General features: G+C 67.7%; 5 protein-coding genes. All 5 read right to left on the minus strand.

Annotated elements, in window-relative coordinates; all coding sequences use genetic code 11:
- Positions 1–124: 124 nt before the first annotated feature.
- Genes LOY34_RS14750 through LOY34_RS14770 form a run of 5 tightly spaced genes read right to left on the minus strand, consistent with a single transcriptional unit; the run spans position 125 to position 14,313 of the window.
- The gene (locus LOY34_RS14750; protein WP_195884295.1) at positions 125–1,822 is read right to left on the minus strand and encodes an ABC transporter ATP-binding protein; all 1,698 of its coding nucleotides are present in this window, start codon (positions 1,820–1,822) and stop codon (positions 125–127) included.
- Positions 1,819–3,558, minus strand: coding sequence for an ABC transporter ATP-binding protein (locus LOY34_RS14755; RefSeq protein WP_258663370.1), 1,740 nt, complete (start codon positions 3,556–3,558; stop codon positions 1,819–1,821). The genes LOY34_RS14750 and LOY34_RS14755 overlap by 4 nt, the downstream gene beginning before the upstream one ends.
- On the minus strand, positions 3,555–4,592 hold the full coding sequence (locus LOY34_RS14760) for a Gfo/Idh/MocA family oxidoreductase (RefSeq protein ID WP_195884297.1): 1,038 nt from the start codon (positions 4,590–4,592) through the stop codon (positions 3,555–3,557). The genes LOY34_RS14755 and LOY34_RS14760 overlap by 4 nt, the downstream gene beginning before the upstream one ends.
- Entirely contained in the window at positions 4,589–9,994 is a 5,406-nt protein-coding gene (locus LOY34_RS14765; RefSeq protein WP_258663372.1) for a non-ribosomal peptide synthetase, read from the minus strand. The genes LOY34_RS14760 and LOY34_RS14765 overlap by 4 nt, the downstream gene beginning before the upstream one ends.
- Positions 9,991–14,313: a non-ribosomal peptide synthetase gene (locus tag LOY34_RS14770; RefSeq protein WP_195884299.1), complete on the minus strand. Its 4,323-nt coding sequence runs from the start codon at positions 14,311–14,313 to the stop codon at positions 9,991–9,993. The genes LOY34_RS14765 and LOY34_RS14770 overlap by 4 nt, the downstream gene beginning before the upstream one ends.
- Positions 14,314–14,465: the final 152 nt, after the last annotated feature.

Below are 14,465 nucleotides of genomic sequence, written 5' to 3' on the forward strand. Positions count from 1 at the left end.
TGACTCCCTGATGTAACATTGCCCCGCCCCAATTTCGATAATAATTCTCATTAGTATCCTTCAAACGAGTGGGCGAACTTTTCGATTTAGGGACTTTTTCAATTGATGCCCGGCACCGGTGCATTCAATCGACGACACCGTGCTGCTCGACGAACTGCGCATACCACGGGTGGGTGGCCAGCAGTTGCTCATGACTGCCGCTGCCGCTCAGGCGCCCGGCCTCCAGCACCAGGATCTGATCGGCGTCGCGCACCAGCGCCGGGTTGTGCGACACCAACACCAGCGTGCGCCGGCCGCGCAATGCCCGCAGGCTGCGATTGACCCGCGCCTCGCTGCGCGCATCGAGGCTGGCAGTGGGCTCGTCGAGCAACAGGATCGGCGCCGGCGACAGCAGCGCCCGCGCCAGCCCTACGCGCTGGCGCTGGCCACCGGAGAGCAAGGCACCGCCCGGGCCGACCTCGCTGTGCCAGCCCTCGGCCAGGCTGGCGATCACCTCATCCAGCGCCGCTGCTTCAGCGGCCTGCTGCAATTGCCCAGGCGTTGCCTGTGGCCGCGCCATGCTGACATTCCACAGCAGGCTGCCGGCGAACAGGCCGCTGTCCTGGAACACCTGGGTCAAGTGCGCGGCAAGGGTTTGCTCGCTCAACTGGCGGATGTCCACCTGGCCCAGACGCACTTCGCCGGCCTGGGCATCCATGCCCCGCCCCAGCAACGCCAGCAGCGTACTTTTACCGGCGCCCGACGGCCCGACAATGGCCGTGAAGGTACCAGACGCGCAGTACAGGTCGAGGTCCTTGAGCAGGTGCTCGCCATGTTCGCCGTAGCTGCTCAGGCCCTGGCCCTGCAGGCTGGCGTCCAGGGGTTGCAAGCCGGGTTGCGGGCTGTGCAGGATCGGTTGCGCCAATACCCCCAGCACCTGTGCCAAGGCCTGCCAGGCCATGCGCAGGGCCTGGTCCAGTTGCGCCAGTTGTGACAGCGGCTCGACAAAGCGCACCAGCAATACCAGCACCGCCACCAGCAGCGCCCCGGGCAAATGCCCGGCGGCGACCGCCAGCACGCCGCCGACCAGCAGCGCCGAAAACACCAGTTGCACTGCGCTGGCAAAGCCCAGGCTGGCGGGCAATGCCTGGCGGTTGAGCGAACGGGTCGCCTGATGTTGCTGCTGCAGGGCCTCGCGCAGGGCCACCTGGCCCTGGCTGGCAACGGCGCTGCTACGCATCAGCGCCTGTTGTTCGGCGAAAGTTTGCAGCAGTTGCCCGGCATGCCGATCAACCGCCTGGCGCTGTTGCTCAAGGTCCAGGCTGCGCCGCCCGGCCCAGCGCAGCAGGCCGAACAACGGCAGGTAGGCCACGGCCAGCGCCAGCGCCACGGATGGCGCCAGGGCGAACAACCCAAGGACCACCACCGTTGGCGTCACCAACGCGGTAATCAACGGCGCCAACAGGTGCGCCGGGATACTCATGCTGCTGAACACCGGCCCGCGCACCAGGTCGTCGAGATGGCGCTGGCGGCCCCGCGCCAGCCGGGGCAAATGCTCCAGCAAGCGCGACACCAGCCCCGCTGCCAGCCCTGCCCCGGCGAGGTAACCACGCCGCTGGGCGATATAGCTGACCAGGGCCTGCAGCAGCGTCAGGCCCAGCAGCAGCGCCACCGGCTGCAGCACATCGGCGCCTGCGCGGTCGAACCAGGCCAGCACCAGCGGCACCAGTGCCAGCCCCGCCAGACCATCAAGCACCGCAGCTAGCACCATCCATATCAGCGCCGCGCGCAGGGCTAGCCAGGTGCGCTGCGGCAACTGGCGCAAGGACGAAAAAACACTCATGACACAGGCTCCATTTGCTCGGCATCGGACATTTGTTCACGCCACAACTGACGGTAAAGGCCGTCCATGGCCAGCAACTGCTGATGACTGCCACGCTGAACAATCCGGCCCTGGTTCAACACCAGGATCTGCTCGGCATGGCAGATGCTCTGCAAGCGGTGGGCAACGATCAACCGCGTATGCCCGGCCGCCCCCTCGTGCAGGGCCATGCGCAAGGCCCGCTCGGTGTGCGGATCGGTGGCCGAGGTCGGCTCGTCGAGGAGCATGATCGGCGCACTCGAAAGCAGCGCCCGGGCGATGGCCAGGCGTTGCAGCTCGCCGCCCGACAACTGCACATCGTCACCGGCTATGCTCGCGTAGCCCTTGGCCAGCGCCATGATCCGGCTGTCGAGGCAGGCCGCCCGTGCAGCCTCGCGAATCTGCTCGAGGCTGGCGTCGGGCTGGTACAGGGCGATGTTCTGCGCCAGCGACAGGCGCAGCACTCCGGCGTGCTGGAACACCAGCGCCAGATGCCGTTGCAGTTGCGCGCTGGCGATCTGCCGAACATCCACCCCGCCGACCAGCACCTGGCCGCTGTCGACGTCCATGAACCGCGCAATCAAACCGGCCAGGGTACTTTTGCCCGCCCCCGACGGCCCCACAAGGGCCGTGGTGGTGCCTGGCTCCAGGCGCAGGTTGATCGCTGACAATACCGACACCTCGCCATGGGCGAAGGACACCTCGCGCATTTCCACGCTGGCGTCCCTGGGCGCTTGCGGCGCGTCGGGCTCGGCCAGCGGTGGCGTGCTCAACACTGCCTGCAAGCGCTGCGCACTGACCCGCGCGCTATTGAGGGCATCGAGGCCGTGCCCCATGGCCAGCACTGGCGCGGCCATGGCCCGGACCAGCAACACAAAGGCGCACAACTGCGCCGCGCCGACCTCGCTGAGCCCCGGCAGCAACGCGCCAAGCACCACCCAGGCCAGCAGCCAGGGCGCACTGAGCAGCACCTGGACCAACGCCGCCAGTTGACCGGCGCGGCTCACCCAGTGGCTGAAACGCTGATCAAAACGCCGTACCGCCTGCTGCAGGCTGCGCTGCACGCCGGCCCCCGGGAACTGGCGCACCAGGCGCAAGTTGGCGGCGAACTGGCTGTAGTCGCTGAACAACTGCTGCACCGCCGCATTGCGCTGCTCGACATCTTCACGGTAGTGCGCCGAGCCCAGCCGCCAGTACCCCAGCACCCCCAGTGCCAATGGCAGCAGGCACCACAGCGCCAGGGCGCTGTCGCTCCACAGCAGGTAGCCGAAGGTGGCCAGGGGGATCAGCAGCAGGTTGACCAGATCGGTCGGCGCATGGCCGACCAACTGGTGCAATGCACGTACGTCCTGCTCGGCATAGCGGGTCACGCCCTCGGGCCCGAGCCGGGCGAACCAGCCCAGCGGCAAGCGTTGCAGGTGCTCGGCCAGGCGCACGCGCAAACGCTCGCACAGGTCGGCATCGACACCGTGGGTGAGGTGCAGGGCCAGGGTCTGGCCACACAGCCACAGGGCCGAGCCGAGCACCGCCAGCAGCACCCAGTTCATCACCCCGGGCGCCAGCGGCGGCGCCTGTTGCAGGCTGTCGGCCAGGTGCGCCAGGGCAATCAGCGGCAACAGCGAGCTGACCCCGGATATGGCCTGCACCACCACCGCCAGGCACAAACGCACCCGGAACGGGCGCAGCAGTGCCTGCAGTTCAGGCCCGAGCAGGTTCATTGGCACCCCTCCAGTGCCTGCGCCAGGGTGGCTGCCGGCAAGGCCTGTGCGGGCGTTTGCGGAAAACCGATGGCGGCTGTCACCTGCTGCCACAGCGCGACCACTTCCAGGCTGCGCTGTTGCCGGCGCACCAGCCCTGCACCGTCGAGCAACGGCTCCAAGGCCCTGGCCGCAGCCTGTGGCCAGAGCTGCCGATAGACCTGGCCCCAGTCCGTGGCGGCGTCCATCAGCACTTCGGCACATGGCAAGGCGCCGCCGCTCAGCACAAACAAGCCGTCCTCGTCCTCGCGCGGCGCGCGCACCGCTGGCATCCACAGCAGCGGCCCGTGCGGTGAGGCCAGCAGCAAGGTGCCGCTGTCGGTGGCCAGGCTGATGCGCTGGAGCATCTGCATGCGCCCGTCATCGGCCGCCGCCAGTTCATTGAGCACCCGTAACGACACCGGCACCTCGGCCATCACCAGGCTGACATCGCGCCACGGCGACAGCGCCGGTGCCAGGTTGTCCAGCGACCACGGCCCCACCGACTCCAACAACGCCGCCAGGATGTCGAGGGTGGCGTAGCTGACCTGCACCGCACAACTGGCCTCGATATGGCGGATGCCCTGCTGACGATGCAACTGCCGGCCCAGCTCGATGAAGCGCGCCACCCACGGCAACTGCGGGTAAAAACTGTTGAGCAGGCAACGGCGCTGCAAGCGTGCCGCGCAGCGCAACAGCTCGTGCAGTTCCTGTGGCAACAGCGGGTGTTCGATCAACACATCGATACCGCGCGCCATCAACGCTTGCGCCAGAGCCGGGCCCTGCTCGCCGCGCGCCGCGCCGCCCACCGCCACGCAGGCCAGGCGGGTGTCGTCGGGCAGCTGTTCGAGGGCCGCGAAACACGGTACACGAAGATGCCGGGCCAGGGCCTGTGAACGGCGACTGCCCTGGCCCAGCACGCCGACCAGTTGCAGGTGCTCGGCAGCGGCGACACCGGCGGCGTAGAACTGGCCGAATCGGGAACCCACTACCAGGGTTTTGACGGGAGTGTTCATGGGCGCTGTTCCTCCAGCAAGTAACGACTGAGCCCGGCGTTCAGGCAATCGAAGTGATTGCCGCGCAGGGTCTGCACACTGAGCGGCGCCAGCGACGCGGCCTGCCACCAGGCCTGCAGGCTGGCCTGGTGATTGGCGATCAAGGGGTTGCCGACACTGGGCACGAACAGGCGCACGGCACCGATGTACGGCGCACTGTCGCTGTAGTGGCTGGCCCGTACCGAATGGGCAAACACCCGGTACAGCTGTTCATCGGCGATGCCGCTGGCGGCGCTCAGCACCCGGGCCTTGAGCTGGGCAACGTCGAAGGCCGGCAAGGCTGCGCTCAAGCTGCCCGCCGGCAGGTGTTGCACGGATGCCTGCAGCAGCGGCGCCAGGGCCGCCTGCAACTGCTCGGCCGACGGCAAGCCGAGCGCCTGCGGGTCCAGGCCGAGGGTGGCGGCAAAGCTGTAGAGGATCAGCAGCTCGTCATCCAGCCGGTACGGGATGCGGTAGCTGGAGACTATATCCACCCGGCGCACCTCGGCGCCCAGTTGCAGCAGCGCCTTGGCCAGTTCCAGGGTCACCAGCCCGCCGGAGCAGTAGCCCAGCAGATCGAAGCTGCGCCGGCCGCTGTCCCACAGAGCCTGGGCATAACGCTTGCCGAGGGTGGCATTGACATGCTGCGGCGCCAGGCGCAGATAGGCCTCGCTGTCGTGTACCGCCAGCCCCAGCAGCGGGCCGCTGCCGGCAAGCTCGGCAATCAGCCGGCGATACGGCAACAGCGTGCCGAGGCCTTCATGCACCAGCACCCGGGCAATGCCCTCGCCTGCGGCCAGCTCGCTCAAGGCGTCGCCCCCTACGCGCCCGGCCAGCGGCGCCCGGGTGGCTTGCAAAACAGGCGTTGCCGGCTGTTCAGCGGCCGGCGCCTCAGCCCCTGACTCACTACGCAAACGCTGGGCCAGGCCGGCCGGGGTCGGCTGGCTCAGGGCCCAGCGCAACAGGCGATCGAAGGGGTGTGCACGGGCCAGCGCTTCCTGCTCGCGCAGGCCGGCGATCAACTGGGCGATCAGCAGCGAGTCGCCACCGGCGGCGAAGAAGTCCTGATCGGCCGACAGCTCGTTGCAGTCGAGCACCCGCTGCCAGTGCCCGACCAGGCGCTGGACCAACTCATCGCTGACCTCGCTGCGCGCCTGGCGCACCGGCTCCAGCTGGCGCTGCTGGGCCTGATGGCTCAGGGCGCGGCGGTCGATCTTGCCGTTGGCGGTCACCGGCAGCGCGTCCAGCACCCGCACCTGGGCCGGCACCATGTAGCGCGGCACGCGCTCGGCGATAAACGCCAGCAGGTCGTTGCTGGCGAGCACGGGGCGGTCGGTTTTCATCCGTGCCACCAGCAGGTCATAGCCCAGCAACGACAATACGCTGTCCGCTGACCCCAGGGCCTGGGCATGGTCGCCGGCCTGCGCGTTGAGCCAGTCCAGCCACTGCTGGCGGTGCACGAACAATTGCCCGGTGCTCGCCCGCAGGTCTAGCGGCGTTTCCATCATCAGGCTCTGGCTGATGCTGATTTCCCGGTGTTCGCGGGTCAGCTCCTGGATCACCAGCCAGGCATCGGCCTGCAACAGCTGACGCAGCTCGGCCAGCAAGCGCGGGGTGTCGAGGGCATTGTTCAAGGCCCCGGAACTGAGCAGCAGGTCCACCGAGCCTGGCTGCAGGCCTTGCTCGCAGGCGGGTTTGTTCATGTCGAAATGCATGAAGCGCACCCACGGGTACTCGGCAAAGCGCTCCCGAGCAGCATTGAGGAAGTAGCTGGAGACATCCGAGAACAGGTAGTCGATCTGCACCCCGGCTGCCGCCAAAGGCGCCAGCGCGGCAATGACCGAGGCACTGGCGGCAGCGGTGCCGGCGCCGACTTCAAGAATGCGCCAGTTGCGCTGGCCTTCACGGGCAACAATCGCCCTGACCGCCTCGGCCATGGCCTGGTGCAGCACCTGGGCATGCAGGCCACGGCTGTACATGGCCTCGGCAATATGCGCCGAGCCCTCGGGGAACATCAGGCTGGCCGGGCTCAGCCGGCCATCCAGTTGCTCGGCCAGGCGCATGGCGCTGCCACGCAGGTAGTCGACCAGTTCCACCGGCCACAACGGCGCCGGGGCCAATTGGGCGAAACGCGCCCAGGCCTGGGCCTGATCGAACGCGCCGGGGTCTACCAGGCAGCGCCAGCCTGCACCCGCACGTTGCAGATAGCCGCTGTCGGTCAACAGCATCAGCCAATGCTGCAGCAGCCGCTGCTGACCGGTTTCAAGCTTGAGCGCCTGGCACAGCGGGGCAAAAGCCACCTCCTCGCCCGCTGCGAGCAGGCCGCTGCTGGCCAGCCAGTGCAGCAGCGAGGCATCGGCCGCCCGGTCCAGCGCCGCCAGGGCGGCCTGAATCTCTTCACGCGGGCCGAAATCGGCCTGTTCCAGGGTGTCGCGCGCCTTGGCCATAACCTCGGCCAGTTCCTCGCCAACCCGTTGTGGATCGTTAGCCGAAGTTTGTGCAGTGACAAAGCTGCACAACGAACGCTCGTGACGCTCGCCCACCAGTACCGTGGTGCTGGCGGCGATCTGTGGATGAGCGAGCCAGGCAGCGTCGATCTCCGCAAGCTCGATGCGATGGCCGCGGATTTTCACCTGATCGTCCTGGCGCCCGAGGAACTCGATCAGGCCGTCCTCGTCCAGGTAGCGGCCGAGGTCGCCGGTGCGGTACAAGCGCCGGCCGCTGGCATGGGTGATGAAGCGCTCGGCGCTGCGTTGCGGGTCTTCGGCGTAGCCCAATGCCAGGCCCAGGCCGCCGATATGAATCTCGCCGCGAACCCCCGGCGGGCATTGCCTGCCGAGGCTGTCGAGCACTTCCAGGGTCTGGCCGTTGAGGGCGAGGCCGTAGGGGATGCTCGGCAAGGCCGTGTCGGCGGGGCGAATGGGGTGCTCCACCGACCAGATCGCCGCCTCGGTCGCACCGCCGAGGCTGAACAGCTGGCTGTCGGGCCAGCGCTGCCACCAGCGAGTTGGCAAAGTGGTGGGAATCCAGTCGCCAGACCACATCACGCAACGCGGCCCGGGAATGGCTGCCGGTTCGCTTTCCAGGTAATCGATCAGCATCTGCCCCTGGGCCGGCACCGAGTTCCACAGGGTCACACCGTACTCGGCCATCAGTTGCGCCCAGTGCGAAGGATCGGCGCCACGCTCGGGGTCTGGCAGTACCACCTGCGCGCCCACAGCCGTTGCGCCGAAAAAGTCGTACACCGACAGGTCGAAACTCAGCTCCGCCAGCCCCAGCACCCGGTCCCGGGCATTGACGCCGTAGCGCTGGTTGATGTCGTCGAGGGTGTTGACCACCGCGCCATGGCTGAGCATCACGCCCTTGGGCGTGCCGGTGGAGCCGGAGGTGTAGATGATGTAGGCCAGGTCGCCAGCCTGCACCGCCAGCGGTTCGCGCGGCGGCCAGTGGCTGGCGGCCGTGAGGCTGTCGATGGCAATGCGCGGCAGCGCAAGGCCTGCAGGCAAGGCTTCGGTTTCCAGGCAGATGAGCGCAGCAATTCCGGCATCGCGCAAAATGGCTTCGCGGCGCAGAGCCGGTTGGCGGATGTCGATGGGCACATAGGCTGCGCCCATCTGGTTGATGCCGAGCACGGCCATCAGTTGCCAGGCGCTCTTGGGCAGCATCACCGCCACCCGCGCCCCGGGGGCAACATCAAGGGCCTCCAGCGCCGCGCGCACGGCGTCGGCGTGCTGGGCGACCTGGCGATAGCTGTAAACGCCGTCGCGATCGCTGATCACCGGCGCATCCGGGCTGCGCAACGCCTGACCGGCAAAGCCGCTGGCGATGTTGCGGTCCTCGGCTTTCACCGCCGACAGATGCGCGACCCGCTGCTGCGCCAGGACGATATCGCCGCGCTGCTGCCAAAGCTGTGCATCCGCAGACAGGCGCTGCAGCAACGCGACATAGGCCTCGAACATCTGCGCCGCCATGCCGTCTGGCAGGACGCCGACGCGTACGTCCCAGCCAATCTGCAAACCGCCGTACTGGTCGCTGACCTGGCAATCGATCCACACCTGGGGGGTCTGGCTGATCATGTAGCTCGGCGGCTGCAACAAGCGCCCGCTATCCCCCAGCAGGCGCTCGACGCTGCCGATGCCGCTGGTGAACACCACCGGCATCAGGTCGGCGCCACGGCCCTGGACCCGTGCCAGTTCGCGCAACACCTCGACCCCGGTAAAGCGGCTGTGGTCGAGGTCGTCGAACAGCTGCGCGCCGATGCGCCGTGCCCGCTGGACGAAGTTGGCGCCACTGGCGCCATTGACCTGCAACAGGCTCAAAGCGGTGAAGTCGCCCAGCACCTGGCCCAGTTGCGGGTGCAGGTCCGGGCGGTTGAGGACGGTGAGGTTGAGGCAAAAGTCAGCGCTCTGGCTCCAGCGCCCGATGACCTCGGCGAACGCCGCCAGGGTCACCCCCGCCGCACTCAAACCCTGGGCGCTGGCCAGGGCGCAGAGCGCATTCCACTGGGCCACGCTCAAGCTGGCATGGTGGTGCTGGAAGCGCCGCGAGGTGATCCCGGCGTCATCGCTCAAGGGCAGGTCCGGACGCCCCGGCAGGCTCTCCAGGCGCGCCAGCCACCAGGCCTTGTCGCTCTGCCAGGCAGCGCTTTCACGGCTCTGTTGTTCATGCTGCAGGTAGTCGCGAAAGGTCGCCTCCAGCACCGGCCAGTGCCGGTTTGGCTCCAGGTAGCGCTGGCTCAGTTCTACCAGCAGCAGTTGCAAGCTGGCGTAGTCAATCAGGGTGAAATCCACCGAGCAATGCAGAACCGCGCGATCGGCGCCCAGGCTCAGTTCCGGCAGCAGGACCGGCCACTGGTCGAGGGCATGGCAGGCGTGATCGAGGCGCTCGCGCACCTGCTGCAGGTGCGCATCGAAGGCTTGCGCCGAAGCCTGGCGCAGGTCATGCAACGGCAGGCATTGCCAAGGCACCTGGGCCTGCACGCACTGACGGCTGTTGTCTTGCACCACCGCGCGCAGCATCGGGTGGCGCTGCACCAGGGCGTTCCAGGCCTGGTTCAGTTGCTCGCTGTCGACAGTAGCCGGCCAGGGGTATTCAACATACAAGTGGCAGGCATTGCCGCCATAGTCGAAGGCCGGATTGCGCCCCAGCACGTAGGCGCCCTGTACCGCGCTCAGGGCAAAAGGTTGCAGCGCCTGATCGGGTTGCGAGCGCCATTGCGAACGTGGCAACAGATGGTCCATCAACGCCTCGCGCTGGGCGCGGATACGTTCGGCCAGGGCCGGGTCCAGCGCCCCTTGCGGCGCACGAAAATGCAACTGGCCTTCAGTAGCCCAGAGTTCGATCTGGCGCTCACGGCAGATGTGCAACAGGTCATTCAGGCTCATAGCACGCCCTCCTCTACTGCGGCACTGCTGGCCAGCAGCGCGGCCATGCCGGCCAAGGTTGGCTGCAGGTAGAAGTCACTCATGCGCAGGCTCACGCCCAGTTGCTCGCGCACGCTGGCCAGCAGCCGGGTCGCCAGCAGGCTGTCGCCGCCGAGGCTGAAAAAACTGCCCTGGGCGCTGCGCACCGGGCGTCCCAGCACCGCCTCCCAGCACCCGGCCAGGGGTTGTAGCGCAGGATTGAGCTCGCCCTCCTCTCTGCTGGCCGGCTGTTTGCGCTGCAGCGCTTGCATCATGCAGGCTTGCAGGCGCTTGCGGTCGATCTTGCCGTTGGCGTTGAGCTCCAGGCGCGGCAGGCACCAGAGGTGTTCGGGGCGCATCGCTTGCGGCAGGCGTTGTTGCAGCCAGTGCTGCAGACTGTCGGCGCTCAGGGCATCGGCCGTGGCGGTGGCGCTGAGCAACAGCATCGCCGGGTTCTGCCACAGGCTGTGCAGCTCGGCAAAGCCACTGCGGCCAAGCAGCTGGGCGATCTGCGCAGGGTCAGGCAGCACTGGCCTGCGGCTGTCGAGCAGTGCTGCGCTGACCAGCCTCAGCGGCGAGTCACGCAACAGCTCGGCGAGCAGCAGGCGCCCGCCCGGTTTGAGCAGCGCCTGGGCCAGGTTCAGGCAGTCAGCCGGCTGCGCATAGCTGTGCAAGGCGGCGAAGCTGATCACCAGGTCGTACTGCGCGCACTGCTCGACGGGCAGCAGGCCATCCACCAGCAGTTGGCTGGCAACGCCCGGGCGCTTGCCGGCAGAGGCGGCCAAGAGGCCGGGGCTGGTCTCGAACAAGGTCAATTGCAAGTCAGAGTGGCTCAGGTGATCGAGCCATTGTTCGAGCAACTGGCCACCGCGCACGTCCAGCACCGCGACCCTCAACGGCCCGGCCTGGGCGCGGCACTGCTGCTGCAGCGCCTGGCTCATGGCATCGAGCAACTGGCGCCCGGCCGGCAGGTTAAGGGCCATGGCCTGGGGCGCCAGCAGCGGATCGAACAGCACCTGGGCCGCGCCACCCTCGACCGCCAACAGCGACTGCAGCGAAGCGACCATGGCCTGCAGGTCGGCCTCGCGCCAGCCCAGTTGCGCCAGGGCATCACCGAGGCTCATGGCTTGGGTGGGTTGTTCGCCCAACCACTGGCGCCAGGTGTCCAGCAGCGCCGGCGCCGGCAACGCTTGGCCATTGAGCAGGCGTTGCAGCAGCTCGGCGCTAACCCGTGCTTCAGCTTGCAGGGTGTCGTCCAGCATTGAGCCGCCTTGCAGGGCATCCGTGGCCACAGTCACCGGCGCCGGGCTGCTCACCAGCACCGCGCCAAGGCTGGCGACAGTGCCTGGCAGCACCGCCGCGCAGGCGTTGTCGATCAAAGGATGGGCACTCAGCGCCGCCTCGATCTCGCCCAGTTCGATGCGTTGCCCACGCACCTTGACCTGCTGGTCGATACGGCCGAGAAACTCAATGGTGCCGTCGCCCCAGAAACGCCCGCGATCGCCGGTGTGGTACCAACGCCCGCGCTCGTCGCTGCGAAAACGCTGGGCAGTCAATTGCGGGTCGTTGCGATAACCACGGGCAAGGCTGGCGCCGCCGATCAGCAATTGCCCGACCACCTGCTCGGGCACATCGCGGCCGCTGTCGTCGACCACCCGATAGGCCTGGCCGGCCAGAGGTTTGCCATAGGGGATCGAGGTCCAATGACCCGGCACCTCGTCGATGCTGTGCAGGTTCGACCAGATCCCGGCCTCGGTGGCCCCGCCCAGGCCATACACCCGGCACTGCGCCGTGGCATGCCGGCGCAGGCGCGCGGCAAGGTCCAGGGCGATCCAGTCGCCGGACAGCAACACCGCCCGCAGGCTCTGGTAGTGGCAGTCGCTGGCGGCAATGCCCAGGGCTATTTCCAGCAACGCCGGCGCCGAGTTCCACAGGCTCACCCGGTGCTCGGCAATCAACTGCGCCCAGCGCGCCGCATCGCGGGTTTCTTCGGGCTCCAGCAACACCAGGCGCGCGCCCTGCCCCAGCACCCCGAACAGGTCGAACACCGACAGGTCGAAATCCAGCGCCGACACTGCCAGCAGGCAGTCGTCGCGGTCGATGCCAAGTTCGGCCTGCAGCGCGTCGATGGTATTGATCGCCGCGCCATGGCTGACCTCGACACCCTTGGGCACACCGGTGGAGCCGGAGGTGTAGATCACATAGGCACTGGCCTGCGCCGCCACCGCCCGCGGCGCTGCCAATGCTGCGCACTGTTCCAGCTGCGCCAGGTTGAGCCAGCGCAATGACGGGCTATGCGCCGTGGGCGTTGGTGCTTGCTCCGCAATCACCAGGCTGATGCCCGCCGCCGATTCGATCAGGCTACGGCGCGCCGGCGGTTGCGCAGTGTCGACCGGTACATAGCAGCCACCTGCCGCGAGCACGCCGAACACCGCGACGATCTGCCCAAGCCCGCGCGGCAGGCAGACTTCCACCGCCTCGCCCTGGCGCATGCCGGCCTCCAGCAAGCCGGCAGCCACCCGCAGCGCGCGCGTGGCCAGTTCGCCGTAGCTGCAACGCTGGGCGCCACAGATCAGCGCCAGGTCATCCGGGCGCTGGCTGGCGTGGCGGAAAAAGTCGTCCAGCAGGCCGCGCCCCGGGGCCAGCGCCGGTACGCTGTTCTGGCGCTCGCGCCGGGCCTGTTGCGCCAGCGGCAGGAGCACCGGTTGCGGCAGGCTCCAGTCACTGTCGGCAAGGCGCTGCAGCAATTCGATGTAGGCCTGGAACATCGCCGCCAGCACACCCTCGGCGAACAGTTCGCTGATGCTGTCCCAGGCCAGCAACAGGCCGTCGTCAACCCGGTACAGCTGGTGGTCGAGCCATACCTGCGGGGTTTGCGAAAGCATGTCGTCGAGGTCGCCAAACACCTGGCGAAAGCTTGCCGGAACAAACCCCGTCTCGTTGAGGTTGCTGGAAAACACCACCGGCGCTGAGCGCGGGTGGCCCTGGCGACGGCCTTCGCGCAACACTTCCAGGGCCGCAAAGGCCGAACGGTCGATGGCGCCGTGCAGGCTGCGCTGAAACTCGCGCACCGCCTCGGCGAAGGGCAACTGCGGCGCGTCCTGGCATTCCACCAGCAGCAAGGTGGTGAAGTCGGCGATCGCCCGGTCGATGTCCGGATGGTCATCATGGCGGTCGAACAACGGCACGTTGAGCAAGAACTTCGACTGCCCGCTCCAGCGCGCCAGCACTGCGTTGAAAGCAGTGGCGAACACACAGGACAAGGTCAGGCCATGGTCGCTGGCCTGGCGCTGCAAACGCTCGGCTTCAGCGGCGCTTAAGACAAACGCCTGGCGACTGAAACGCGGTTCGCGGATTGACTCAGGGGCGCAGGCCAGCGGCAGCGCCGGGCCATCGGGCAATTGCGCCAGGCGCTGGCACCAGTACTCGCGGTCGCGGCCGTAAGCCTCGGCGCGCCGTTGCTGGCGGCGGCTCAGGTAGTCGGCAAAGTGCAGGGTCGGCGGCGCCGGCAGCAACGCCGGCGCTTGGTAAGCCTGGCCCAGTTCGGCCATCAGCAGGCGCAGGCTTTCTACGTCGGCGGCCAGCAGGTCGACACTCAGCCAGACCCGGTCGCGGCCACCCGGCAGTTGCACCAGGCCCACCAGCATCACCTGCCCCGCCTCCACCGCCAGGCACTGGTGCGAGCGCCAGCGGCGCAGTTCAGCCCAGGCCTGCTGCGCGCCCAGGGGCGACTGCTGACGCCAGTCCTGGTGGTCGAAGACCTGCGCGGTCGGCGCCGCCAGGATCTGTTGCTGGCCGTCGTTGAAACGGGCGCGCAGCATCGGGTGGCGACGTTGCACCAGGTTCACCGCCGCTTCAAGGCGCTGCGGGTCGATGCCCTGGCAATCGAACTCAAGCCAGGCGTGACAACTGATATTACCCAGCACTTCGGCGGCGCCCCGGCCCAGCCAATAGGCTTGCTGCACGGCGCTGAGCTCGAAGTGCTGCTCACCAACTGATGCCGGTGCAACGCCAGGCGCCAGCGCAGGTTGCAAGGTTTGCCCGTGCAGCAGCGCCAGCCAGGCGGCCACGCTCGGTTCAGCGCTCAGCTGGGCAAACTCGACCTGCAGGCCGTGGCTGCGCAGGCGCTCTTGCAGGTACATCAGGCGGATCGAATCGAGCCCGCAGCCGAGCAGGTTCTGCTCGTCGCCCAGGCTGTCGATTTCAGCCACCGAGGCGCCCAGCAACTGGGCGAGGTGTTCGATCAGCCAGAAGCGCAGCGGGTTGGCCGAGGGGGTGTCTGCTGTTGTCAGCTCGCGCATGAAAAGCTTCCTGTAGCCCGTAAGAATAAAGTCTGTGTGGCTCACCAAGATGCAAGCCATTATCAAATGAGACTTTATCGCAGGCGGGTTTTCAGGAAGCGCTCAAGGCTTTAGATGCACAGGCCTTTTTATTCGATTCAGAGTCAGCGCGC

It is taken from the genome of Pseudomonas sp. B21-009 (assembly GCF_024749345.1).
Classification (GTDB): domain Bacteria; phylum Pseudomonadota; class Gammaproteobacteria; order Pseudomonadales; family Pseudomonadaceae; genus Aquipseudomonas.

Excerpts from the sequence above, each read along its gene's own strand:
- LOY34_RS14750 (WP_195884295.1), bottom strand. The coding sequence starts at position 1,822 with ATGAGTGTTTTTTCGTCCTTGCGCCAGTTGCCGCAGCGCACCTGGCTA.
- LOY34_RS14755 (WP_258663370.1), bottom strand. The coding sequence starts at position 3,558 with ATGAACCTGCTCGGGCCTGAACTGCAGGCACTGCTGCGCCCGTTCCGG.
- LOY34_RS14760 (WP_195884297.1), bottom strand. The coding sequence starts at position 4,592 with ATGAACACTCCCGTCAAAACCCTGGTAGTGGGTTCCCGATTCGGCCAG.
- LOY34_RS14765 (WP_258663372.1), bottom strand. The coding sequence starts at position 9,994 with ATGAGCCTGAATGACCTGTTGCACATCTGCCGTGAGCGCCAGATCGAA.
- LOY34_RS14770 (WP_195884299.1), bottom strand. The coding sequence starts at position 14,313 with ATGCGCGAGCTGACAACAGCAGACACCCCCTCGGCCAACCCGCTGCGC.